General features: G+C 70.2%; 21 protein-coding genes. 16 read left to right on the top strand and 5 right to left on the bottom strand.

The window, feature by feature from the left end; translation table 11 throughout:
- The 3 genes from ACFWY5_RS47370 to ACFWY5_RS47360 form a co-directional block, all read right to left on the bottom strand.
- On the bottom strand, positions 1 to 1,515 hold the full coding sequence (locus ACFWY5_RS47370; RefSeq protein ID WP_379638820.1) for a M28 family peptidase: 1,515 nt from the start codon (positions 1,513 to 1,515) through the stop codon (positions 1 to 3).
- Between the two features lie 81 nt (positions 1,516 to 1,596).
- Complete coding sequence (locus ACFWY5_RS47365) at positions 1,597 to 3,954, bottom strand: FAD-dependent oxidoreductase (protein WP_379638819.1); 2,358 nt, start codon at positions 3,952 to 3,954, stop codon at positions 1,597 to 1,599.
- A gap of 22 nt (positions 3,955 to 3,976) precedes the next feature.
- Positions 3,977 to 4,723, bottom strand: coding sequence for a GntR family transcriptional regulator (locus tag ACFWY5_RS47360; protein WP_379618443.1), 747 nt, complete (start codon positions 4,721 to 4,723; stop codon positions 3,977 to 3,979).
- Between the two features lie 113 nt (positions 4,724 to 4,836).
- Here ACFWY5_RS47360 and ACFWY5_RS47355 point away from each other — a divergent pair, with 113 nt between their 5' ends.
- Genes ACFWY5_RS47355 through ACFWY5_RS47345 form a run of 3 tightly spaced genes read left to right on the top strand, consistent with a single transcriptional unit; the run spans position 4,837 to position 6,045 of the window.
- Positions 4,837 to 5,424 carry a hypothetical protein gene (locus tag ACFWY5_RS47355; protein ID WP_379638818.1) on the top strand — a complete coding sequence of 196 codons (588 nt, stop codon included), beginning with the start codon at positions 4,837 to 4,839 and terminating at the stop codon, positions 5,422 to 5,424.
- Between the two features lie 21 nt (positions 5,425 to 5,445).
- Complete coding sequence (locus ACFWY5_RS47350) at positions 5,446 to 5,793, top strand: YybH family protein (RefSeq protein WP_379618439.1); 348 nt, start codon at positions 5,446 to 5,448, stop codon at positions 5,791 to 5,793.
- A 39-nt stretch (positions 5,794 to 5,832) separates the two neighbouring features.
- On the top strand, positions 5,833 to 6,045 hold the full coding sequence (locus tag ACFWY5_RS47345; RefSeq protein WP_379618437.1) for a hypothetical protein: 213 nt from the start codon (positions 5,833 to 5,835) through the stop codon (positions 6,043 to 6,045).
- Positions 6,046 to 6,106: 61 nt separating this feature from the next.
- Here ACFWY5_RS47345 and ACFWY5_RS47340 read toward each other — a convergent pair whose 3' ends face one another.
- Entirely contained in the window at positions 6,107 to 6,697 is a 591-nt protein-coding gene (locus tag ACFWY5_RS47340; protein ID WP_379638817.1) for a TetR/AcrR family transcriptional regulator, read from the bottom strand.
- 65 nt (positions 6,698 to 6,762) lie between these two features.
- On the opposite strand from ACFWY5_RS47340, the gene ACFWY5_RS47335 reads away from it, so the two are divergent.
- The 8 genes from ACFWY5_RS47335 (at position 6,763) to ACFWY5_RS47300 (ending at position 14,909) form a co-directional block, all read left to right on the top strand.
- Positions 6,763 to 8,019, top strand: a complete 1,257-nt coding sequence (locus tag ACFWY5_RS47335) for an FAD-dependent oxidoreductase (RefSeq protein WP_379638816.1) — start codon at positions 6,763 to 6,765, stop codon at positions 8,017 to 8,019.
- Between the two features lie 43 nt (positions 8,020 to 8,062).
- Positions 8,063 to 8,623, top strand: a complete 561-nt coding sequence (locus tag ACFWY5_RS47330; protein WP_379638815.1) for an RNA polymerase sigma factor — start codon at positions 8,063 to 8,065, stop codon at positions 8,621 to 8,623.
- Positions 8,616 to 9,593, top strand: coding sequence for a CU044_5270 family protein (locus ACFWY5_RS47325; protein ID WP_379638813.1), 978 nt, complete (start codon positions 8,616 to 8,618; stop codon positions 9,591 to 9,593). Before ACFWY5_RS47330 ends, ACFWY5_RS47325 begins: the two co-directional genes overlap by 8 nt.
- A gap of 44 nt (positions 9,594 to 9,637) precedes the next feature.
- Positions 9,638 to 10,768, top strand: a complete 1,131-nt coding sequence (locus tag ACFWY5_RS47320) for an amidohydrolase family protein (RefSeq protein ID WP_379638812.1) — start codon at positions 9,638 to 9,640, stop codon at positions 10,766 to 10,768.
- A gap of 174 nt (positions 10,769 to 10,942) precedes the next feature.
- Positions 10,943 to 12,106 (top strand): low temperature requirement protein A, encoded by a 1,164-nt coding sequence (locus ACFWY5_RS47315; RefSeq protein WP_379638811.1) that lies wholly within the window; start codon positions 10,943 to 10,945, stop codon positions 12,104 to 12,106.
- Between the two features lie 78 nt (positions 12,107 to 12,184).
- The gene (locus tag ACFWY5_RS47310; protein WP_379618424.1) at positions 12,185 to 12,514 is read left to right on the top strand and encodes a YciI family protein; all 330 of its coding nucleotides are present in this window, start codon (positions 12,185 to 12,187) and stop codon (positions 12,512 to 12,514) included.
- A complete protein-coding gene (locus tag ACFWY5_RS47305; protein ID WP_379638810.1) occupies positions 12,514 to 13,722 on the top strand; it encodes an RNA polymerase sigma factor in 1,209 nt (402 codons plus the stop codon). Before ACFWY5_RS47310 ends, ACFWY5_RS47305 begins: the two co-directional genes overlap by 1 nt.
- 155 nt (positions 13,723 to 13,877) lie before the next feature.
- Positions 13,878 to 14,909 carry a fatty acid desaturase family protein gene (locus ACFWY5_RS47300; RefSeq protein ID WP_379618420.1) on the top strand — a complete coding sequence of 344 codons (1,032 nt, stop codon included), beginning with the start codon at positions 13,878 to 13,880 and terminating at the stop codon, positions 14,907 to 14,909.
- A 355-nt stretch (positions 14,910 to 15,264) separates the two neighbouring features.
- Here the strand turns inward: ACFWY5_RS47300 and ACFWY5_RS47295 are convergent, their stop codons facing one another.
- Positions 15,265 to 15,483, bottom strand: a complete 219-nt coding sequence (locus ACFWY5_RS47295) for a hypothetical protein (RefSeq protein ID WP_379618418.1) — start codon at positions 15,481 to 15,483, stop codon at positions 15,265 to 15,267.
- A 46-nt stretch (positions 15,484 to 15,529) separates the two neighbouring features.
- Between ACFWY5_RS47295 and ACFWY5_RS47290 the strand changes: the two genes are divergently transcribed.
- From ACFWY5_RS47290 to ACFWY5_RS47270, 5 genes are all read left to right on the top strand, one after another.
- On the top strand, positions 15,530 to 16,723 hold the full coding sequence (locus ACFWY5_RS47290) for a sensor histidine kinase (RefSeq protein ID WP_379638809.1): 1,194 nt from the start codon (positions 15,530 to 15,532) through the stop codon (positions 16,721 to 16,723).
- Positions 16,720 to 17,388 carry a response regulator gene (locus ACFWY5_RS47285; RefSeq protein ID WP_379618414.1) on the top strand — a complete coding sequence of 223 codons (669 nt, stop codon included), beginning with the start codon at positions 16,720 to 16,722 and terminating at the stop codon, positions 17,386 to 17,388. Before ACFWY5_RS47290 ends, ACFWY5_RS47285 begins: the two co-directional genes overlap by 4 nt.
- Before the next feature lie 98 nt (positions 17,389 to 17,486).
- Positions 17,487 to 18,740, top strand: a complete 1,254-nt coding sequence (locus ACFWY5_RS47280) for a cytochrome ubiquinol oxidase subunit I (RefSeq protein ID WP_379638808.1) — start codon at positions 17,487 to 17,489, stop codon at positions 18,738 to 18,740.
- 12 nt (positions 18,741 to 18,752) lie between these two features.
- Positions 18,753 to 19,490, top strand: coding sequence for a cytochrome d ubiquinol oxidase subunit II (locus tag ACFWY5_RS47275; protein WP_379638807.1), 738 nt, complete (start codon positions 18,753 to 18,755; stop codon positions 19,488 to 19,490).
- Positions 19,491 to 19,493: 3 nt separating this feature from the next.
- The gene (locus ACFWY5_RS47270) at positions 19,494 to 19,883 is read left to right on the top strand and encodes a VOC family protein (protein WP_379618408.1); all 390 of its coding nucleotides are present in this window, start codon (positions 19,494 to 19,496) and stop codon (positions 19,881 to 19,883) included.
- Positions 19,884 to 19,885 lie beyond the last annotated feature (2 nt).

Here is a 19,885-nt window from a genome sequence, read left to right as displayed (position 1 = left end):
CTATCCGGCGGTGGTCACCGCCACCGGCGCTACAGCAGCGGCGCTGTGCTGCGGGATGCCGTTCAGGTTGTACGCGTACCGGGCGGTGGAGTCGGCGATGGCGTCGGCGTCCACGTCCAGGGCGGTCATGTTGATGTTGGAGATGGTGTCGCAGGCCAGGTGGTAGCAGACGTCATAGGCGACGCCCGCCTGCCCGCCGAACAACGCGGCCTCGGCAGGGGTCTTGATGCCCTCGGCCCCGGTGAAGATGCCGCCGGACGGGATGCCGACCGCGATGAACGGTCCGTAGTCGGAACGCCCGTCGAAGTCTGTGCCGACGGTGGCCAGGTTGCGGGACTTGAAGAACTTGTCGAGCTGCTTCTCGATGTGGGCGCTTCCGGGAGGCCCGGCGGGCGAGCCGGTGGCGTCGGAGTCGTCGCCGTCGTAGAGCTTGAAGGCGTAGTTGGGCGAGGCGACCATGTCGAAGTTCAGGTACACCCTGATCCGCTTGCGCTCGGCGGCGCTCAGCCGTTCGACGTACTGGTCGGAGCCGAGCAGCCCGATCTCCTCGCTGGTCCAGAAGGCGAAGCGGACCTTGTTCTTGACCGGGAAGTGCGCGAGTTGCAGCGCGGTCTCCAGGATCGCGGCGCTGCCGGAGCCGTTGTCGTTGATGCCGGGCCCGGCATCGACGCTGTCGAGGTGCGCGCCGACCATGACGACGTTGCGCGGGTCGCCGCCGCGGGTCTCGGCGATGACGTTGTCGCTCTTGCCGAGCGTGAGCGTGGCGTCGACCTTCAGGCGGACGGTGGCGCCGGCGGTGGCGGCCAGTTCGTTGCCGACGGCGAAGTCGGCGAAGACCATGGGCACGCCGCCACGCCACTCGCCGATGTCGAGGGGGTTGGCTTCGGTACGTCCCGGCTGGCCCTCGTTGAAGACGATGATGCCGGAGGCGCCGGCCCGGCCGGCGTTGCGGATCTTCTGGGCGAAGGCGCAGGTGCCGCGCTGGATGAGGGCGATCCGGCCGGCGACGAAGCCGTTGAAGTCAGCCGGTTCGCAGCCGCTGGTGGAGGTGGGGGTCGGCGTGGGCGGGAGCGTGAGGTCAACGCCCTGGACCTGTGCGGTCACGTCGCCGGGAGGTGACGGCTGGAACGTGAAGAAGTCCTCGTTGGGCACGTAGGTCTTCTGGCCGGGCGCGGTCAGGTTGAGGGTGGGCGGGCTGTTCTCCACCCAGCCTTCGACGAAGTCGGTCGGCTGGAGGGTGACCTTGTAGCCGGCCTTGCGCAGTTTGCCGGCCACGTAGTCGCGCGATGCCGGGTAACCGGGTGTGCCGGTGGCGCGGGTGCCGCCGTTGGCGGTGGCGATGGCCTGTAGTGCGTCGAGGTGCTTTTTGACATTCGTGCCCTTGACCTTTTTCACCATCACTTTGGCGATGATGTCGTCCAGACCACCCCCGGCTTGGGCCGGGGTGGCCAGGGCCACCGGCAGGGTGATCACCGCGATGATCGCGGTGATCCCTCTGCGCAGGGAGGTACGCATACGGGACTCCTAGGTTTTGTCTGAGAATTTCCCCGATGGTGCGCGTCGCCCTCGGAACGTAACAGGTGATGATCGACCCGCCTAGGCACGGATTGTTACACCTTGAGGGTCGTAAAGAGGCGCGGTGTGATGCCGGACAGGGTGCCGATTTCCCATAATTTCCACCACGAACTCGGAAGATACGGCCACCTGCGCCGGAACGTAGGCACAGAAGATGTTCTCCCCCACCGTGTGTCCAAAACCGGCACTTTTCACAGGAGTCAACCTGCCGTCAGGAAGAATGAGCAGTTCGCCACCGTGCATGACGACGTCACCACTGGCGGTGAACCACGACAGCCGCCGCGCGGGCCCCCGGTCACGGATCGTGCGCAGGGCGGGTCCGGCCAGCAGTTCCGGCTTGTCGGGCCTGGTGTGGAAGGCGAGGCCCGCCTCGTAGGGGTTGTCGTCCGCGCTGATGTCGGCCGCCCAGGCCAGGTAGTGCTTCTCCAGCCGCAGCGACCGAAGCGCCCTGTAGCCCACGTCGACCGCGCCGAACCCGGCCCCGACGAGGCGTTCGTAGAGGTCGAGGGCGTACTCGGCGGGCACGTACAGCTCCCATCCGAGCTCGCCGACGCAGGTGGTGCGCAGCGCGAGCACGGGCGCGTGCGCGACGTCGATGTGCCGCGCGCTCAGGTAGGGGAAGGCCGCGTTGCCGAGGTCGGCGGGACTGAGCGCGCCGAGCAGGTCCCGCGAGCGTGGCCCGCACACATTGACGACCGCGTAGGCGGAACCGACGTCCGTGATCGTCACATCCGGTACGGCATGCCGCCGCAGAAAGGCGGTGTCGTGCTCCCCGAACGCGCTCCCGGTCACCAGGTAGAAGCGGTCACCGGCGAGCCGCGTGACGGTGACGTCGGCCTCGATGCCCCCGCGGACGTTGAGCAGCTGGGTGTGGACGACCTTCCCGGCCGGGACGTCCATGTCGGCTCCGGCCAGCTTCTGGAGGAGCGGCAGCGCCCCAGGTCCGGAAATTTCGTACTTCGAGAGTGAGCTCATGTCCACGATGCCGACACCCTCGCGGACCGCCCGGTGCTCGGCCGCCACGTACGGCCACGCCTCCGTCCGCCCGAATCCCGGCGTCTCCGGCGGACCGAAGTAGCCGGGCCGCTCGTACCCGGCCGTGGCCCCATAGACGGCCCCGCGTTCGAGCAGCCTGTCGTAGAGCGGGCTACGCCGTTGACCGCGCGCCGCCCGCGCCTGGTGCCCCGGGTAGCCGACGGCGTAGTAGCGGGCGTACGCCTCGACCGCTCTTTCGCGCAGCGCGCCGTACACCGTGTGCGCCCGCCCGAACCGCCGCACGTCGAACGGCCAGAGGTCCATCCCCGGGTCGCCGTCCACGATCCAGTTGGCCATCGCGAGCCCGGCCCCTCCCGAGGCGGCGATGCCGGAGGAGAAGCCGCAGCAGTGGAAGAGGTTGTCGAGCTCGCCGGTGAGCCCCATGATCGGCTCGGCGTCCGGCGAGAACGGGATCGGCCCGTTGATCATCGACTGGACGCCGAGCTCACGCAGGCACGGCACGCGCGCCATCGCCGCCTCCCCCAGCGGCTCGAACCGCTCGAAGTCGGCCGGCAGCAGCTCCGGCCCGAAGTCGCGGGGCACGGGGAACGGCCGGGTGCCGTCCTCCCAGCCGCCGACGGCCAGCGCTGAGGCCTCGGGCTTGATGTAGTAGCGCCCGTCGGGGTCGCGGAACGTCGGCAGGCCGGCGGGGACGTGTTCGGACTTGGCGGTGACCAGGTACTGGTGCTCCAGGGCGCACACCGGCACCGCGGAACCGGCCATCGCCGCGGTCTCTGCGCCCCACATGCCGGTGGCGTTGACCACCACGTCGGCCTCGATCCGGTCCTGCTCGGTGACGACCGCGACGATCCTGCGGCCGCTGCGTTCGAGGGCGGTGACCCGGCAGTTCTGGACGAACCTCACCCCGGCCGCGCGGGCGCGCCGGGCGTAGACGTGGGTGAGCTGGCTCGGGTCCACGTATCCGTCGGAGGGGATCCAGATGGCGCCGGCGATCCCGGCCGGGTCCAGCAGCGGGAAGAGCTCGGCGGCCTCGCGCGGGGAGATCAGGTGCGCGTCGAAGCCGAAGCCCTTGCTCGCGGTGGCGGCGCGCTTGAGTTCCTGCCACCGGTCTTCGGTGGCGGCGACCCTGACGCTGCCGACGCCGTGCCATCCGGCCTCGTCGCCGAAGTCCCGGTAGAGCTCGGCGCCGTGGCGCATCAGCCGGGTGAGGTTGCCGGAGCCGCGCAACTGGCCGACGAGGCCGGCGGCGTGCCAGGTGGTGCCGTGGGTCAGGCCGAGCCGTTCGATCACGATGACGTCGGTCCTGCCGCGCAGGGCCAGGTGGTAGGCGATGCCGCAGCCGATCACGCCGCCGCCGATGATCACGATCTCGTGGTGGGTCACGGCGTCAGACGCTAATGGTTGCCTACCTTTCGGACAATCCCCACACCACCATGCGTGTTCTATCGCCGCGATAGACATCCCTGCCGAACTCCACCGGCCGGTCGGCGTCGTCGTAGGCGATCCGCTCGATGTACATCAGCGGGGCGCCCTCCTCGACGTCCAGCGCCGCCGTCTCCTCCGGGCCGGCCAGGATCGGCTCCAGGTACTCCACCGCCCGGACCGGCGTGTGCCCGTAGACCGCTCTGAGCAGCTCGTATATGGAGCCGTCGAGGGGGTGGTCGAGCAGGCCGGGGAACAGGGCCGGCGCGTAGTAGGTGTGCTCCAGGGCGACCGGGCGGTCGTCGGCCAGCCGTACGCGGACGATCTCGTGGACCGGCTCGCCCGGCTCGACGCCGAGGGCGGCGGCGATGGCCGGGCTGGCCGAGCGGCCCCGGGCCGACAGCACCCGGGCCGCGGGCTTCATGTCCTGCTCGCGCAGTTCGTCGGCGAGACCCGAGTAGCGCGACAGGTTGCGCCGCACCTTGGGCTCGGCCACGAACGTGCCCCCACCCCTTCCCACGGTACGCACCACGTGGCCGTGCCGCTGCAGTTCCCGCAGGGCCTGGCGCAGGGTGTCACGGCTGACGCCGATCTCCCTGGCCAGGTCACGTTCGGCCGGCAGCCGGTCGCCGGGGCTGAGCCGGCCCTGGGCGACGGCGGCCACCACGGCGTCGGCGATCTGCATGTAGAGGGCGCCGCCGTCCTCGTCGAGGTCTATCCGCCCGAGCATCCGACCAGGATAGCCAAAGGACCGTACCTTAAGGAGAATCCCCCGTGCGAGGGAGGGGCGAGATCGCTCGCACCGGCGATCATTTCCGGGGCGCGAAATCCCAGGATTGAGGCATGAACCTGCGCACCGCGTACCTCGCCACCCCGCTCCTCGTCCTCGCCTACGGCGTCATCCGCATCCTGGACGGCCTCGACGGCTCACGGGGCCCCGGGATCGCCTGGACGACCGGCCACCTGGCCTTCATCGCCGCCCTCGCCCTCTTTATCCCGATTTTTCTGGACATGAGGCGCAGGCTGGGCGGCGGCGTCCTGCCCACCGTCACCGTCGTCGCCGGGATCGCCGGCATCGCCTGCGCCATGGCCCAGTTCGTCATCGACGTCGTCGTCGGCTTCATGGCCGCCGACAACGCCGGGATGGGCGTGCTGTTCGACCGGGTCCAGGAGGTGCCCGGCGTCGACCTGCTGGTCTACCAGGGCGGGCCGTTCCTCTTCTACATCGCCCAGTTCGTGCTGGTCACCCACCTGGCCGTCGTCAAGCAGGTCAAGTACTGGACCCCCGTGCTGGTCATGCTCGACTTCATGCTGCCCCTGATGAACAAGGACCTCATGCCGCTCGGCGCCCTGTGCCTGCTGGTGTCGTTCATCCCCCTGGCCCGCACCGCCGCCACGCCGGTCCAGGGCCGCCACATCCTCGCGGCCTGAGGCGGTCTACCCTGGTGGGACATGAACCTCGAACAGTGGATCGCCGACTATGTCCGGGCGTGGAACACCAACGACCCGGCCGGCATAGCCGCGCTCTACACCGAGGACGCGTCCTACTACACCGAGCCCCACGCACAGCCATGGCACGGCCGCGACGCGATCGTGGCCGGCTGGCTCGCCAACCAGGACGAGCCCGGCCAGACCTCCTTCACCTGGCAACCGCTGACGGTGACCGGAGACCTGGCGATCGTGCAGGGCACGACGGTGTATCCGGACCGGACGTTCAGCAATCTCTGGGTGATCAGATTCGGCCAGGACGGCCGATGCCGGGAATTCACCGAATGGTGGATGGAACACCACCCCAGATGATGCAATGAGCCTCTGCCGCCACCATGCCGAGGAGCCCCGTTGACTGACAACCTCGACCTCGCCGCCAGTGCCCAGGAACTCGCCGACAACGCGCCCGCCGGTTCGGTGAGCCGCGCGGCGGCCTCGTCCGTGGCCATCACGCTGGCCACGACCCGCGACACGAACCACGCCAGGAACACTCTCGACGGCCTCGCCCCCGCAGAGGTACGGCAGGCCGCCCTGGACCTCTTCGAACGCCTCGTCACCAGATAGCCCCCGCCGGTCACCCCGGGAACAGGGGGCTCCCGGGGACCGACGCACCGAAGGCGGAGGATCAGGACCCGAGTCGTCCGACGATCAGTGCGACCTGCTCGGCGTAACGCTCCCCGAACTCCGCGGAGGCCGGGTCGAGCCCGGTGGCCGCCTGGACGAGTTGCGGAAAGGACACCCCCGCGGCCGCCATGGCGAAGCAGGCCACCAGCAACATCCCCGGATCCATGTCCCCGGGAAACTCCCCCTCGCCCTGCCGCCTGCCCAGCTCGGCCACGTCGCGCCGTATGTTCTCGACGAAGGCGGGATCGGCCGGGACCCCCTCGGTGAGCCCCGCCCAGACCATGAGCTTCCCCATCTCGCGATGGGCGGAGTTGGCCCTGGCATACCCGGCGACGAGCGTCGCCAGCGAAGCCGCCTGATCGGCGAACGCGCTCTCCTCCGCCTGCCACCGCCCGGCGAGTTCCTTGTAGAGCCCCTCCTTCCCCCCGAAGTAGTACGAGATCAGCTGCTTGTTGACTCCGGCGCGCGCGGCGATCTCACTCACCCTGGCCCCGGCGAACCCCTTGGCCGCGAACTCCGTCACGGCCGCGTCGAGGATGCGCGCCCTGGTGCGCTCGGGGTCGCGCTGCTTCTCCTCCGGTGCACGTCTCATGCACCGCACACTATCATCCATCCGTTTGGTTGACAGAATCATCCGTATGGATGATAGTGAGGATCATGACGACGAAGAAGCACGTGGCGATCATCGGCGGCGGCATCGGCGGGCTCTGCCTGGCCCAAGGGCTGCACAAGGCCGGAGTCCGGGTCACCGTCTACGAACGGGACCACACACCCGCCGCCCGCCTGCAGGGCTACCGGGTGCACATCGACCCGCACGGCGCCCGCGCCCTGCGCGACTGCCTGCCTCCCGAGCTGTGGCGGGCCTTCCTCGACACCACCGGCACCAGCGGCCAGGACTTCGGCTTCCTGACCGAGCGACTCGACGTGCTGGCGCTGATCGAGACGCCCAAGGCCGCCGACCCCGCCGACGACCACCACTCGGTCAGCCGCATCACGCTCCGGCAGGTCCTGCTGGCGGGCCTGGAGGACGTGGTGCGCTTCGGCAAGTCCTACCAGCGCTACGAACGGCTGCCGGACGGCCGGGTCCGCCTGCACTTCGCCGACGGCGACACCGACGTGGCCGACATCGTGGTCGCGGCCGACGGCGGCAACTCACGGGTGCGCAAGCAGTACCTCCCGCACGCCGAACGCGTCGACACCGGCATCACCACGGTCGCCGGAAAGTTCCCGCTGACCGACGAGACCCGCGGCCTGCTCGCCCGCCGGCTCACCGACGGCCCGAACAACGTCATCCCGCCCCGGGGCATCGGCCTGTTCTGCGCCCCGCACGACCTCGACGGCACCGCCCCCGCCGAGGGCATCGGCGCCACCGAGCAGGACGGCGTGCTCATGGACAACGCCGCGAGCTACATCCTGTGGGCTGTCGGCGCCGCCGAAGGCCGCTTCCCCGCCGACGTCGCCGATCTGCCGGGCACGGAGCTCCGGGCCGCGGTCAGCGACATGATCTCCGGCTGGCACCCCGACCTGCGCACCATGGTCGAACGTTCCCACCCCGACACCGTCTCCCTGCTGCCGATCCGCACCTCGATCCCGATCGAGGCCTGGCCGGCGAGCAACATCACCCTGCTCGGCGACGCCATCCACAGCATGACCCCGATGCGCGGCATCGGCGCCAACACCGCGCTGCGCGACGCCCGCCTGCTCTGCCTGGCGCTGACCGCCGACGGCGACGAGATCGCCGCCATCGCCGCCTACGAGGAGCAGATGCGCGGGTACGGCTTCGCCGCCGTCCGCGACTCCCTCAGGGCCGCCAAGCAGTTCGTGGGTGACAACCGGCTGGCCAGGACGGGATTCAAGACCTTCCTGCGCACGGTCCAGCGCTTCCCCTCGCTGAAGTCACGCGTATTCTCCTGATCCCGGAAGGGAAAGCGTTCCCGCACATCGGGTGATATCCAGCATGGCAGCCACTCACGTCGAAAAACCTCCCGAGGCGTCACTCGACGACTTCGACGCGGTCTTCGACACCTACTTCCCCGAGATACACCGCTACGTGGCCCAGCGGCTCGGCCCCGACCACGCCGACGACGTGGTCGCCGAGACCTTCCTGACCGCCTTCCGCAAGCGGGCCCGCTTCGACCCGGGCCGGGCGGCCCTGCGCTCCTGGCTGTACGGCATCGCCACCAACCTGGTCGGCAAGCACCGCCGTACCGAAGTCAGAGCCCTTCGCGCCATGAACCGTCACGGCGCCGCACCCGACTCCCCGGGCCATGAGGAGCGCGTGACCGCCTCGGTCAGCGCCCAGAGCCTGCGGCCCGCGCTCGCGGCGGCCATCGCCGCGCTCGGCAGGGGCGAGCGCGACGTGCTGCTGCTGGTCGCGCTGGCCGGGCTCACCCACCAGGAGGTCGCCGACGCGCTCGGCGTCTCCTACGGCACGGTCGGCTCGCGGCTGAGCCGTGCCCGCACCAAGCTCCGCGCCGTGCTGGGCGGCGCCAACCCGATGGAGAGCGACCATGGATGACCTGACGCGGGTGCGCGAACTGTACGGCGAGCCGCCCCGCGACCCGTTCGCCAAGGCCAGGGTGGCCGCGCGCCTGCGGGCGGGGGCCCGGCGCAGGCTTCCCTGGAAGCTCGGGCTGGCGGCGCTCGCGGTCGCCACCGGCGCGGTCGTCGTGGCACCGGGCATGCTGCCCGCCGAACCGGGCAAGGCGCCGACGGTACTGGGACAGCCGGTGCTGCTGGCCGCCGCCGCGCAGGCGGAGAAGGCGCCCGACGGCCGGTTCTGGCACGTCAAGCAGAAGTTCACGATGCGCTGGGCCAAGGAGTACGGCAAGCCGGGCAGCCGCTACCGCCTGGAGGTCACGAACATCTCCGAGACCTGGACCGACAAGAAGGGACAGAGCTGGCACGGCTCCGTCATGCTGCCCGTCCGGCCGACGAATGAGGCGGCGTGGAAGGAGAACGGCTCCCCGACCTCGTGGGGCTTCCCGAAGCCGGGCGAGCCCAGGCTGGTGAAGGGCAAGGGCCCGCGGACGTTCTACGTGGCGAGCGGCGAGGCGACCTATGCCGAGCTGGCGAAGATTCCCACCGACCCGGAGCAGCTCACCGCGTGGGTGAACAAGCGTTTCCTCGCCTACGCCGGCCGGCCACCCACGAACAGCACCCGCGTCGAGTCCGGCACCACCGCGTCCATGCTGGTGTCGCTGCTGTACGAGGTCCCGGTCTCGCCGGACGTCCGCGCCGCCGCCTACCGTGCGCTGGCCGACATGCCCGAGGTGAAGATCGTGGAAGGCGTCGATAGCCAGGGGACCGCGATCGACTTCCTCCTGCAGGAAGGCCAGCCCACCCAGGTCCGGGTGATCATCGACCCGGAGACCTCCATGGTGAAGTCGCACCAGGTCATCGGCATGCCGGGCAAGGGCGACCGGATCGAGACCGTGCTCGCCTCCGGCTGGACCGACGAGAAGCCGGCGCCGCCGACGGTTGAGTAAGGGGTACTCAGGTCAGGCGGCGTGCGCGGTGCCATGGTGGGGGCATGTTCACCATGCGGGCACGCCGCCTGTTCGACGGCCAGGACCTGTACGAAGACCGGGTGGTCACCATCCACGACGGCCGGATCGCCGCGGTCTCCAGCCCCGGGCCCGCCGACCAGGACCTCGGCACGGCCACGCTGCTGCCCGGGTTGATCGACTGCCACGTCCACCTGGCCTTCGACGCCAGCGAGGACCCCGTCGCGCACCTCGACCGGCCGGACCTGGCCGCCCGCATGCGCCAGGCCGCCCATCAGCACCTGGCCGCCGGCGTCACGACCGTGCGCGACCTCGGCGACCGCGACTACCTGGCGCTCGGCCTCGGCCTGACCACCACGGAAGGCCCGGAGATCCTGGCCTCCGGCCCGCCCATCACCACCTCGGGCGGCCACTGCTGGTGGCTCGGCGGCCAGGCCGACGGCGAGGCGGCGGTCCGCGCCGCCGTACGGGAGCGGGCCGCGCGCGGCGCTCACGTGATCAAGGTGATGGTCACCGGCGGCCAGATGACCGAGGGCTCGGCACCCCACCTCATGCAGTACGGCCCGGCCGAGCTGAAAGCCGCCGTGGACGAGGCGCACGCCGCCGGCCTGCCCGTCGCCGCCCACGCCCACAGCCCGGAGGGCATCGCCGAGGCGCTGCGGGCCGGGTTCGACACGATCGAGCACTGCGGCTTCTGGACCGAGGACGGCGTCGAGCCCGATCCGCGCATCATCGCCGCGCTGGCCGACTCGCCGGTCGTGGTCTCGCTGACCGCGGGCATCGTGCCGGTACCCGGCATGGCACCGCCGCCCGAGATCATGGCCCGCCTGCCGAAGATGATCGAGGTGCTCAGGACCCTGTACGCGGCCGGGGTGGCGTTCGTGATCGGCAGCGACGCGGGCATCGCCCCGATCAAGCCGCACGGGCTACTGCCGCACGGCGTGCAGATGCTGGTCGACGCCGGGTACGCGCCGCTGGACGTGCTGCGCGCCGTCACCTCGGTGGCGGCCGGCGTCTGCCGCGTCGGCCCCAGGAAGGGCCGGATCGCGCCCGGATTCGACGCCGACCTGCTGGTCGTGGCGGGCGACCCGCTGGCCGACGTCACCACACTCTGCCGCCCGCTGGCCGTCTACCGCATGGGGCAGAAGGTCGCCTGATCGCTGAAGTGGGCGGGTGCGGATCGCGATGCTCGGGCCGCTGCTGGTGTCCGGGGCCGATCAGTACGCTTCTCATGCCGGACACGCTCCCGCGGCCCTCTGTCATGGCCCTGTCAGCCGCTGTCACTATGGTGTCCGCATGTTGCCGCTGTTCACCGCTGTGGAAGGCCCGTGATGAGAGCCATCAGAAACCACGGCGCGGAGGGCCCCAGGGTCGCCCCCTTCGAGCTCTTCTTCGACCTCGTCTTCGTCTTCGCCGTCACCCAGCTTTCGCACCTGCTGCTGGCCCACCTGACCGTCGGCGGCGCCGCGCAGGCGCTGTTCCTGACGCTGGCCGTGTGGTGGGCGTGGATGTACACGACGTGGACCACCAACTACTGCGACCCCAACCACCCGGTCATCCGCATCATGCTCGGCGGCCTCATGCTGGCCAGCCTGATCATGGCCGCGTCGGTGCCCGAGGCGTTCGGGGACCGGGCGATGTGGTTCGCGCTGGCCTACGTGGCGATCCAGGTCGGCAGGACTGCCGTGGTCATCTGGGCCACCGCGGGCGCCGACCTGCAGAAGGTCTTCATCGGGGTCGGCTTCTGGTTCCTGATCTCCGCGGTGTTCTGGATCACCGGCGCCTGGCTGGGCGGTTCCCTCCAGGTGGTGCTGTGGATCATCGCGCTGCTGCTCGACTACGGCGCGCCGATGATCGGCTTCCCCACGCCGGTCATCGGCCGCACGTCCACCCACGACTGGCAGATCAACGGCGCGCACATGGCCGAGCGGTGCCAGCTGTTCATCATCATCGCCCTCGGCGAGTCGATCCTGGTCACCGGCGCCACGCTGGCCGGGGCCAAACCGGACGCGCTGACGCTGGCGGCGTTCACGATCTGCCTGCTGGGCAGCGTCGCCATGTGGTGGGTGTACTTCGACCTGACCGCCGACCTGGCCGCGGAACGCATCGAGTCCTCCGACGATCCGGGCAGGCTGGGCCGGTCCGCGTACACCTACGCGCACATCCCGATGGTGCTCGGGATCATCGTCTCGGCCGTCGGCGACGAACTGGTCATCGCCCATCCCGGCGGCCGGGCCGAGGTGGCGACCGTGCTGATGGCGCTGGGCGGGCCCGCCCTCTACCTCGCCGGTCACACCTGGTTCAAGTACATCGTCTTCGGGACGCCCTCGGTGCCCCGCCTGGCCGCGATCGGCGCGCTGTGCGTCTTCGCCGTGCTGGCGATCCTGGTGCCCGTCGTGCCGCCGCTGCTCCTGAGCACCGGGTCCCTGGTGATCCTGATCGTGGTCGCCATCTGGGACACCCGCCACTACCGCAGGCTCCAGATGACGGCGTGAGAAAAATCTTCAAGCCCGCTGTCCGGTACGGCCGCCGCCGCTCGTCACCATGGTGAAGTCACACCAAGGAGGCCAAAGATGAAGTACATGATGTTCGTCTGCAGCGACACCGAGCCCGACACCGACACCACCCCCGAGCCCGACATCGAGGTGTGGGTGGCGGAAAACGACGCGGCCGGACGGCGCCTGGACGGCTCCGCTTTCGCGCCTCCGGCCAGCGCGACCACCGTGCGGGTGCGCGACGGGCAGCTGATCGTCTCCGACGGGCCGTTCGCGGAGACCAAGGAGGTCATCGTCGGGTTCGACCTGCTGGAGTGCGCCGATCTGGACGAGGCGATCGAGGTCGCCCGCGCCCACCCGATGGCACGCAACGGCCGCCTTGAGCTCCGGCCGCTGATCGACCTCTGATGGACGACGCCGCCGCCCGCGCCGCTTCCGAGGCCGCCGTCGAGGCGTATCCGCGGATCGTCGCGGCGCTCATCCGGATCACCGGCGACTGGACCCTGGCCGAGGACAGTGCGCAGGAGGCGCTGGCCGTGGCGTTGGGGCGCTGGCCCAGTGAGGGCGTACCGGACAATCCCGGCGGCTGGCTGATGACGGTGGCCCGCAACCGCGCGCTCGACGTGCTGCGGCGGGCCACCCTCGAACGCCGCAAGCTGAGGGAACTGGCGGTGCTCGCCCTGACCGCCGCCACCGAGGGCGAACCTCAGGAGGAGGTCGTGGACGACCGGTTGCGGCTGATCTTCACCTGCTGTCATCCGGCGCTGGCGCTGGAGGCACGGGTGGCGCTGACGCTGCGGACGATCTGCGCGGTGCCGACGGGTGACATCGCGCGCGCCTTCCTGGTCAGCGAGTCGACGATGACCAGGCGGCTGACCAGGGCGAAGACCAAGATCTCAGAGGCGGGCATCCCCTATCGGGTGCCTGAAGGGGCGGCGCTGGGCGAGCGGCTGCCGGGGGTGCTCGCGGTGCTGTACCTGCTGTTCACGCAGGGGTACAACGCCGACGGGGAGCCGGCCTTCGCCGAGGAGGCGATCCGGCTGGCCCGGCTGCTGACCGGCCTGATGCCAGAACAGCCGGAGGCGGCGGGGCTGCTCGCGCTGTTCCTCCTGCAGCACTCGCGGCGCGAGGTCCGCCGGGACCCGGAAGGCCGCCTCGTCCCCCTCGACCGGCAGGACCGCACCCGCTGGGACCACCTCGCGATCCACGAGGCCACCGACATCCTGTCCAGGCTCGGCCACCCTGGCCCCTACACGTTGCAGGCCCGGATCGCCGCCTGCCACGCCACGGCCCCGACCCTCGAAGCGACCGACTGGCCGATGATCGCCGGCTGCTACGACGATCTGGTACGGCTGCAGCCGAGCCCGGTCATCGAGCTGAACCGGGCGGTGGCGCACGGGTACGCCTTCGGGCCGGAGGCGGGCCTGGCCCTGCTGGCCGAACTGCGGTCGGGTGGGGCGCTGGGCGACTACCCGCTGCTGGTGGCGGCCGAGGCCGACCTGACGGCCCGCGCGGGTGACCGGGAGCGCGCGGCCGTACTGTTCCGGCAGGCCGCGGAGAGCACGCACAGCGAGTCGGAACGCCTCGCCCTCCTGGCCCGCGCCGCCGACCTCTGACCCCGCCCCGTTCATGATTCAACCGGTGGATTCCACCTGACACGCCCGGGAAACGTACGGGCGCCAACGCGCGTGGATCAGTTCTCTAGCTGCGGAAAGACGGTCCGACCGGCGATGATCTTCCCTATGTGCCGCGAATAGGCCACTGTTGGGGCGTGACTACAGAGATCAGAGGAAGCGACTTCGCGCGCTTGGCTCGCAAGATCACGGAAGCCGGTCTGCTCGACCGTCGGCTCGTGTACTACGCCGTACGGGGCAGCCTGGTGGGCCTCGCCTTTTTCGGTGGGTGGGCCCTGTTCGTGTGGGTCGGCGACTCATGGTGGCAGATGGGAGTAGCCGTCCTGCTCGCGCTGGTCTTCACCCAGATCGGGTTCCTGGCCCATGACCTGGGGCACCGGCAGGTGTTCAGGACCAGGAGGCCCAGCGAGATCGCCGGACGGCTGATCGGCAACCTCGGCGTCGGCCTCGGCTGGGCGTGGTGGACCGACAAGCACAACCGGCACCACGCCAACCCCAACCACGAGGACCACGATCCCGACGTCTCGCCCGCGGTGATCGTCTGGTCGACGGAGCAGGTGGAACGCAGCCGCGGCCTGCCCCGTTTTATCGCGAAGTATCAGGCCTTCTGGTTCTTTCCGCTGCTCACGCTGGAGGCCTGGCACCTCCACATCGCCAGCTTCAAGGCGCTGACCAAGCCCGGCATGCGCAACCGCGCCCTGGAGCTGACACTGCTGCTGGCCCACTGCGCCTGGTACCTCGGCCTGATCTTCACCATCCTGCCGGTCGGCAAGGCCCTGCTGTTCCTGGTGATCCACCAGGGCGTCTTCGGCATCTACCTGGGCTGCACCTTCGCCCCCAACCACAAGGGCATGCCGATCCTGACCAGCGACGACAAGCTCGACTTCCTGCGCAAGCAGGTACTGACCTCCCGCAACGTCCACGGCGGCTGGTTCACCGACATCGCGACCGGCCAGCTCAACTACCAGATCGAGCACCACCTCTTCCCGAACATGCCGGCGGTCAACCTGCGGCGCGCCCAGCCCATCGTCGAGCGCTACTGCGCCGAGATCGGCGTCGACTACCTGACGACCGGCCTCATCGAGTCCTACGGCCAGGCCCTCAGCCACCTGCACGAGGTCGGCGCCGCCCTCCGCAAGCCCCACGCCGAGGCCACCGTCCACCCGTGACCCCGAGCCCCTGAAGTCGGCCCGCCCCAGCCTCACCACGAGCGGGCCAACCCCCCAGCCCCACCCAGTCGCACCCTCCCCTGCCCTGACCTGGCGGTAAGCCCTGAAGCCCTGCCCTTAACCTCTGCCCCGGCCCCCGCTCCCCTGACCTGGCCCCACTCCCTTTGACCTGGCCACCTGCTCCCCTGACCCGGCCCTGCCGCCAGGGCCTCCGGTCTGCCGTCTCGCCTGTGCACCAGATGCCTTCCGGTGGCCTGCGCCGCCCCCTGCCGTCGCGGCCGCGAACCGTCCCGGCCCCGGCTGCCCTGTTCCGGCCCGAGGAGGGGCTGATCACCGGACGTCGCCGGGGGGCGTTCTAGCCGGTCTCCTGCCGCAGGCGACGGGCGAGATCGTCGCGTCGTCCCTGGAGTTCCACGATCAGCCGGTCCTGGCCGTCGGCCATCTCCAGCAGCTGGGAGCGCTCGACCTGGTCGGTCGCCCCCATGTCCCCGATCTGCTCCCGCAGTTCCAGCGTCGACTGGCGCAACCTGGCCAGATCATCGTCTACCTGCTGGAGTTCATCCTTGATGGTCATTCCCCTCACTTACCCACCAGAGGGCGAAGCCGTACACAATGGGCGCATGCCCAGGTTGCAGCCGAGCACGTGGTCGTCGATCGCCGTGATCGCGGCGCTGATCGCCGGGACCGTGCTCACCGGTCGCCTGCGGCCCGAGGTGACGCCCAACGCGCTCGACTTCGCGCTGCCCGCGATCGCCTGTGGCGCGCTGCTGCTGCGGCGCCGCTTTCCCGTGGCCGCGCTGCTGGTGGCCGCGGTGTGCACGGCGCTCTACTATCCGTACGCCCGCCTCGACGGCCCGCTGCTGCTGATCTTCCTGGTCGCCCTGTACAACGCGGCCGACCAGGGGCACCTGATCGCCGCGATCGCCACCGGCGCCGCCTCCGTGCTCGGGATGGGGATCGGGGAGATGGGCGAAGCCCGGCACGTGGACGACTCGCAGTTCGTGATGATCGGCGGCTGGGTGGTGGCCGCCATCGCGTTCGGCGGGGTGACCAAGAACCGGCGGGCCTTCCAGCACGAGGCCGAGCAACGTGCCCTCGACGCCGAGCACACCAAGGAGGAAGAGGCCCGGCGCCGCGAGACCGAGGAACGCCTGCGCATCGCCCGCGAGCTCCACGACGTCCTGGGACACAACATCTCCCTGATCAACGTGCAGGCCGGGTCGGCGCTCCACGGGCTGAAGAAGCGGCCGGAGGACGCCGAGACCGCGCTGCGTACGATCAAGGACACCAGCAAGGAGACGCTCAGGCAGCTGAGAACCACGCTCGGGGTACTGCGGCAGGTGGACGAGGAAGCGCCCACCGCGCCTGCCGACAGCCTGGATCGCCTGGATGAGCTGGTGAAACGTTCCGGGCTGAAGGTGGTGGCGACGGTCGCGGGCGAGGTGTCGGGGCTGCCCGCGCAGGTGGACCTGGCCGCCACCCGCATCATCCAGGAGTCGCTGACCAACATCACCCGACATTCCGGCACAAACCAAGCAACCGTCACCATCACCCGCACATCCGGAAATATCGTGGTCAAGGTGGAGGACGACGGGCCGGGCGCGGTCTACACCGACGGCAGCGGCTTCGGCGTGCAGGGCATGCGCGAGCGGGCCACCGCACTGGGCGGCACCCTGGACGCCGGCCCCCGCCCCGGCCGCGGCTTCACAGTCGTCGCCACCCTCCCCCTCACCACCCCACCGCACCAGAACGGCCCCGCCCCCACCACCCAGGAGGGTCCGGCGGACACTCACGTACAGGATGGAAAGCGATGATTCGCGCGCTGCTCGCCGATGACCAGAACCTGGTCAGGGCCGGGTTCAGGTCGATTCTGACCGACGAGGACGACATCGAGGTGGTCGGCGAGGCCGCGAACGGCACGCAGGCCGTCGTCAAAGCCCGCGAGCTGCGCCCCGACGTCGTGCTCATGGACATCCGCATGCCCGAGCTCGACGGCCTGGAGGCCACCAGCCAGATCGTCACCGACCCCCGGCTGGACGGGGTGAAGGTGATCATCCTCACCACGTTCGACCTGGACGACTACGTCTACGGCGCGCTCAAGGCGGGCGCCAGCGGCTTCCTGGTCAAGGACACGGAACCGGCTGAGCTCATCCACGCGGTCAGGGTCGTGGCCAGGGGTGACGCGCTCATCGCGCCGTCGGTCACGCGCCGGTTGATCGCGGAGTTCGCCGGGCGGGTCAAGCGTCCCGAGCCGGGTCCCGAGCTCAACGCGCTGACCGAGCGGGAGCGCGAGGTGATGGTGCTGGTGGCCGCCGGCCTGTCCAACGACGAGATCGCCGAGAAGCTGGTGCTCAGCCCGGCCACCGCGAAGACGCACGTCAGCCGCATCATGACCAAGCTGCGCCTGCGCGACCGCGCCCAGCTCGTGGTGCTGGCGTACGAGGCGGGCATGATCACGCCGGGGTGGCTTACTCCCTGAGATGTACGCCTGGCCGTCAAGGGACCGTGAAAGTTGCGGGCCAGGTGCCCGCCGGAGCATGACGCCGGGACGGTGACCGTACCGGGATCGTCCTTGGCATGGACACCGTTGAGCTCGCCCGGTTGCAGTTCGCCCTCACGGCGGGGGCGCATTTCCTGTTCGTCGCCCTGACGCTGGGCCTGGCCACGCTGGTGGCGGTGATCCAGACCAGGGCGACCCTGACGCGCAGCCCGGTCCACCTGCGGATGACGCGGTTCTGGGGCCAGCTCTACATCATCAACTACGCGATGGGCATCGTCACCGGCATCGTGATGGAGTTCCAGTTCGGGCTGTCGTGGAGCGGGCTGACGGAGTTCGCCGGCAACGTGTTCGGCGCCTCGCTGGCGATCGAGACGCTGGTGGCGTTCTTCATCGAGTCGACGTTCCTGGGGCTGTGGATCTTCGGCTGGAACCGGCTGAACCGCTGGGCGCACCTGGCGCTGATCTGGGTGGTGACGCTGACGGCGTACGCGTCGGCGTTCTGGATCCTGATCTCCAACGGCTTCCTGCAGAACCCGGTCGGCTACCGGATGACCGGCGGCGTGATGGAGCTGGTCGACTTCGGCGCGCTGGCGTCGAACCCGGCGGCCCTGGTGGCGTTCGGGCACGTGCTGGGCGGCGCGATGGTCGTGGGCGGGTTCTTCATGGCCGGGGTGAGCGCCTACCACCTGCGGCGGCGTACCACCGAGCAGGACTTCTTCCGCAAGTCGCTGCGGATCGGCGTCGCGGTGGCGCTGCCCGCGACGCTTGTCACCGCGATCTTCGGCGGGATGGGCTTCGAGACGCTGCAGCCGGCGAAGGCGGCCGTCTGGTCGGGGGTGGCCGAGGACATGGCCCGCGCCCAGGCCGACATGGTCGCGCGGTTCGGGCCCGGCGACTACCTGCCGCCGATCGGGTGGGTGCAGGGGGCGGGCACGACGATGATGATCCTGTTCGCGGTGATGTTGTTCTTCTCGGCGGCGAGCTTCCTGTTCATGCTGATCCGGCCGGTGGTGCGCGGGTTCCGGCTCTGGCACTGGATGCTGACGCTGATGATCCCGGTGCCGTTCGTCACGATGATCGCCGGGTGGATCTTCCGCGAGATGGGACGCCAGCCGTGGGCCGTCTACGGGCTGCTGAAGACCTCGGACGCGGTCTCGCCGGTGAGCGCGGGGCAGATGCTGACCTCGCTGATCGTGTTCACGAGCCTGTTCGGGGTGCTGATCCTGCTCAACTACTGGCTGCTGGCCCGCCAGGCCCGCCGGGGCCCGGACGCCACCGCGCTCGGGGCCGTCGAGCAGGCTCCCGTGGGCCGGCCCGCCCTGACCTTCTGAGAGGACGCGATCATGGAGATCTTCATTCTGGGCTTCTTCGCCGTCGGGTACCTGGTTCTGGCCGGGGCCGACATCGGGGTCGGGATGCTGCTGCCGTACCTCGGAAGGGACCTTGACGAGCGGCGTGAGGTGATCGCCGCGATCGCGCCCTTCTTCCTCGGCAACGAGGTGTGGCTGGTGGCGACGGGCGGCGTGCTGGCGGGGCTGTTCCCGCACGTGGAGGGCGAGCTGATGGGCGGGCCCGGCTTCCTGGCGGTGGTGGGACTGCTGGCCGCGTGGATCGTCCGCGACATGGGCCTGTGGCTGCGCGGACGGGTGCCGGGGGCCCGGTGGCGGGCGTTCTGGGACGGCGCGATCGTGGCGGGGAGCTGGGGGCTGGCGCTGGCCTGGGGCACGCTGCTGAGCGGGCTGCTGCTGGACGTCTCCTGGCCGGCCGCGGTCCTGCCGGCGCTGGCGGTGGCGGCGCTGTTCGGCACGCACGGGCTGGCCTTCGCCTCGCTGCGGCTGACGGGGGCGCTGCGGGAGCGGGCCAGGGTGCTCTCCCCCGGTGACGGCGAGCTGCGCACGTACGCGCTGACCGCGGGCGCGCTGGCGGCGGTCGGTCTCCTGGCCGGTTCCGGCCTGCACCTGGAGGCGGCGAACGGCTGGCTGACGCCGGTGATCCTGGTCCTGATCCCGTTCCTGGTGGCTTCGCAGGCGTGGGTGTGGTGGACCTTCCGCCACCGGGTGACCGGCCCGTCTTACCTTTGACCCATGAAGGTACGTGAACTGCGACTTGTCGTGACCGCCGAGGACTACGAGGAAGCGGTCCGTTTCTACCGCGACGCGCTCGGCCTGCCCGAGCGCGCCGCCTACTCCTCACCGGACGGCCGCGTGACCATCCTGGAGGCCGGCCGGGCCACCCTGGAGATCGCCGACCCCGCCCAGGCGGACTTCATCGACGCCGTCGAGGTGGGCAGGCGTGTGGCCGGGCACATCAGGGTCGCCTTCGAGGTGGACGACTCGACGGCCGTCACGCGCGAGCTGACCGACGCCGGCGCCACCCTGGTCGCCGAGCCGACCAGAACCCCCTGGGACTCCCTGAACTCCCGCCTGGAGGGCCCCGCCGGACTCCAGCTGACCCTTTTCGAAGAACTCTCCTAGCC

It is taken from the genome of Nonomuraea sp. NPDC059007 (assembly GCF_042740555.1).
Lineage (GTDB): Bacteria > Actinomycetota > Actinomycetes > Streptosporangiales > Streptosporangiaceae > Nonomuraea.
The sequence above is the reverse complement of the archived record's forward strand: the minus strand, read 5'-3'. Positions and strand labels throughout refer to the sequence as shown.

Bases quoted from the DNA above. Each gene is read 5' to 3' on its own strand.
- ACFWY5_RS47370 (WP_379638820.1), bottom strand. From the start codon at position 1,515: ATGCGTACCTCCCTGCGCAGAGGGATCACCGCGATCATCGCGGTGATC.
- ACFWY5_RS47360 (WP_379618443.1), bottom strand. From the start codon at position 4,723: ATGCTCGGGCGGATAGACCTCGACGAGGACGGCGGCGCCCTCTACATG.
- ACFWY5_RS47355 (WP_379638818.1), top strand. From the start codon at position 4,837: ATGAACCTGCGCACCGCGTACCTCGCCACCCCGCTCCTCGTCCTCGCC.
- ACFWY5_RS47350 (WP_379618439.1), top strand. From the start codon at position 5,446: ATGAACCTCGAACAGTGGATCGCCGACTATGTCCGGGCGTGGAACACC.
- ACFWY5_RS47340 (WP_379638817.1), bottom strand. From the start codon at position 6,697: ATGAGACGTGCACCGGAGGAGAAGCAGCGCGACCCCGAGCGCACCAGG.
- ACFWY5_RS47335 (WP_379638816.1), top strand. From the start codon at position 6,763: ATGACGACGAAGAAGCACGTGGCGATCATCGGCGGCGGCATCGGCGGG.
- ACFWY5_RS47330 (WP_379638815.1), top strand. From the start codon at position 8,063: ATGGCAGCCACTCACGTCGAAAAACCTCCCGAGGCGTCACTCGACGAC.
- ACFWY5_RS47325 (WP_379638813.1), top strand. From the start codon at position 8,616: ATGGATGACCTGACGCGGGTGCGCGAACTGTACGGCGAGCCGCCCCGC.
- ACFWY5_RS47320 (WP_379638812.1), top strand. From the start codon at position 9,638: ATGTTCACCATGCGGGCACGCCGCCTGTTCGACGGCCAGGACCTGTAC.
- ACFWY5_RS47315 (WP_379638811.1), top strand. From the start codon at position 10,943: ATGAGAGCCATCAGAAACCACGGCGCGGAGGGCCCCAGGGTCGCCCCC.
- ACFWY5_RS47310 (WP_379618424.1), top strand. From the start codon at position 12,185: ATGAAGTACATGATGTTCGTCTGCAGCGACACCGAGCCCGACACCGAC.
- ACFWY5_RS47305 (WP_379638810.1), top strand. From the start codon at position 12,514: ATGGACGACGCCGCCGCCCGCGCCGCTTCCGAGGCCGCCGTCGAGGCG.
- ACFWY5_RS47295 (WP_379618418.1), bottom strand. From the start codon at position 15,483: ATGACCATCAAGGATGAACTCCAGCAGGTAGACGATGATCTGGCCAGG.
- ACFWY5_RS47290 (WP_379638809.1), top strand. From the start codon at position 15,530: ATGCCCAGGTTGCAGCCGAGCACGTGGTCGTCGATCGCCGTGATCGCG.
- ACFWY5_RS47285 (WP_379618414.1), top strand. From the start codon at position 16,720: ATGATTCGCGCGCTGCTCGCCGATGACCAGAACCTGGTCAGGGCCGGG.
- ACFWY5_RS47280 (WP_379638808.1), top strand. From the start codon at position 17,487: ATGGACACCGTTGAGCTCGCCCGGTTGCAGTTCGCCCTCACGGCGGGG.
- ACFWY5_RS47275 (WP_379638807.1), top strand. From the start codon at position 18,753: ATGGAGATCTTCATTCTGGGCTTCTTCGCCGTCGGGTACCTGGTTCTG.
- ACFWY5_RS47270 (WP_379618408.1), top strand. From the start codon at position 19,494: ATGAAGGTACGTGAACTGCGACTTGTCGTGACCGCCGAGGACTACGAG.